The organism is Rhizobium sp. PDO1-076 (assembly GCF_000247475.1).
Classification (GTDB): domain Bacteria; phylum Pseudomonadota; class Alphaproteobacteria; order Rhizobiales; family Rhizobiaceae; genus Allorhizobium.
The window spans coordinates 1-2,571 of record NZ_AHZC01000209.1 but is presented as its reverse complement, the minus strand read 5'-3'; the positions used below and the strand labels follow the sequence as shown (position 1 = coordinate 2,571).

At 51.5% G+C, this 2,571-nt stretch carries 2 protein-coding genes; one reads left to right on the top strand and one right to left on the bottom strand.

What is annotated here, in order from left to right; all coding sequences use genetic code 11:
• The first annotated feature begins 169 nt into the window (after positions 1-169).
• Complete coding sequence (locus PDO_RS12465; protein WP_007602031.1) at positions 170-1,594, top strand: hypothetical protein; 1,425 nt, start codon at positions 170-172, stop codon at positions 1,592-1,594.
• Between the two features lie 344 nt (positions 1,595-1,938).
• Here PDO_RS12465 and PDO_RS12460 read toward each other — a convergent pair.
• On the bottom strand, positions 1,939-2,571 hold a 633-nt coding region (locus PDO_RS12460), incomplete at its 5' end, for an IS256 family transposase (RefSeq protein ID WP_007602030.1).

Here is a 2,571-nt window from a genome sequence, read left to right as displayed (position 1 = left end):
CATAACACCAACAGGCATTGCGCAAACAAAATCGTGCGATCACCTCTTTTTTGATCAAGATGTGTTGTATGACACAATTTGATATTTTGAGACCTCGTATGATTTAAAATCAACGCAATTTCCGCGCAAGCTGGTTCGCTGGTCGGCAGTTGCCAGACGGGGGTTTGTTGTGGGCAATTTTGTAGGAGCAAGTTCGCCGTTAGCGCTGCGTGCCGTCGGCCTTTATAAGACAGACGTGTGGAATGCGGAGCAATGCAAAAAGTCTTCAAGACTGATCAAAATAATACACGCGGCGAACACGGCTTCCAAAGAAATTGAATGCCGGGCGGACACCCCGCCTAGAGTTGCGACTAAATCACTGAGCGAACGGGAGATCACAACACAGGCGCTGTGCGCTCCAACGGATGCCGACGTTGAGGAGCACAATAGAGAACTGACAGCGGTTGATCTCGACACTGTTTTCGATGAGCTTCAACGTGATCTGCTTGATAGCCGCGACCATAACAAGTCTTTCGCTGCCGCTGAATCTCTTATGCAGCTCACATGCAGCGGTGATCCTGTGTTCCGGGAAAAAGCAATCGCTACCGTTGCAACTTTGTACCGGCTTAGCCCGGAGCGGATCGCGGCTGTGGCTGCAGGGCTCGTCAGGGTTTATGTTCAACAAGTGAAGTTTGTTGCATTGCCGACGACCCAAGCAAATTTGAAAAGAGACAAGCGAAATGAGATCGAAGGTTTGTGCCTCGCGGACGCAGTGTTCGCCGCCAGTCTATATGTCAGGCACGAAAGGTTATTTGGTAAAAAAGAAGGAATAGATTACCAGAACGCAACCCAGGTTGTTGATTTATACCGGCATAAAATTGAGAGCTATTATCCCGATGAAGCGAACGGTGACTTGTTAGCAAGCAATAGAGAGGTCTTGGCCGACGAAATCATTATTTATGCACTAGACCAGAGGAAGGGCAAATTTGAACATCTCGGAGTTAAGTGCGCAAATCTCTCCCGCGATTTCGATATCCTTGTCGAGGAAATTAAGTGTCGAGCTGTATCTGATAAGCCAGCAATTGTGAGCGTGTTTCACAATCGGCACTTTGTCACAGTTTTGATTGCTGGCAAAGAGGTTGTCGTCCTGGATTCGCTACCGACACTGGTTCGGGATCCTAGCGACGCGTCAGACTTGACGTATACCAGCCTAGGGGAGGCTGTGAAGGCTGGATTGCTCGCAACGCAAAAAGATGAAAATGACTTTAGGGTCACGGTAATTGCTGAAAATATCCAAAGTTGTGGGCTTGATAACAATGATCCTGGTCTGCCAAATTTCTGCGGTGTCTTCAGTGTAGCAATACACTATTGGTTGAACAAAGATGAAAATTCTTTAAAGCCTGGCGACGACTTGGTGGCAGCGGTAACGAGATTTGCTGCGATTGTTAAAACCCTGCCGGCGAATGAAAAACAGCTTATGAATATTGCCTTCCGCGCGCAATTGTTCAGCGGCTTATCTAGATCTTTGCTAAAAAACGCGCCTCCTAGCAACCTGTCGGGCGGACGTCCTTGGTCGAAGATGGAAGGCGGTTGGCCATTTAATCTGGTTGTCTAATAGCGATCCATTAGTCAAGTGGTCTGGGCGTTCGGCACAGGGCTATCGCATTTGGGCGATGGCGGTTCTTGCGAAATCGTCGGACCCTGCCGCTGGCCTGGTTTTACTCCGCCACACTGGCCTGCTTTTGATCCGCCGTTGACACGCGCAAGAGAATTGTCCGCGCGGTGCTGCACGAGATCGTCGTACGTGTCGAGAACGACAGGATTGAAACGGTTCTCCACTGGCAAGGTGGCGATCACACTTCTTTGAGTATCAAAAAGAATAAGCCAGGTAGGCTAGAACCCACCGGTTGAGGGAGTGTCAGGAATTTCGTGTACGGGCATGCGGTTGAACATTCGCGTCTACGCCCTTGCGGCCTGAAAGCGGTCCGCAAAGAGAATGGCGAATTGCGATTTTGCCATTGCCCATTCCCTCGGCGGCATCTTCCACTCCTTTTCCGATCTGTTCAAGACTAGGTAGAGCAATTTGGTCGCCGCGTCGTCGCTCGGGAAATGGCCTCTTGCCCGGACGGCGCGACGCAGCTTGGAATTTAATGCTTCGATGGCGTTCGTGGTGTAAATGATCCGGCGCACATCCTTGGGAAAGGCAAAGAAAGGGATGACCTCTTGCCAGGCTCGTCGCCAAATCTGGGCGACGGCGGGGAATTTTCGGCCCCAGAAGCCACCCTCGAACGTCGTAAGCGCCGCCTCCGCCGCCTTGTCGTCGTAAGCGCCGTAGATGGATTTCAGCTCTCGGGCCAAGTCCTTGCGGTCTTTCCAGGAGGCAAAATCCAGCGAGTTTCGCAGCAGGTGGACAATGCAAGTTTGCACCGTCGTTTCTGCGAGGACGGCATTGATGGCCTCGGGAAAGCCCTTCAGGCCGTCAACGACGGCGATCAGGATGTCCTCGACGTCGCGGTTCTTCAGCTCGTTCATCACCCGCAGCCAGAATTTCGCGCCCTCGTTGGTTTCGATCCAGAGGCCGAGGATTTCCTT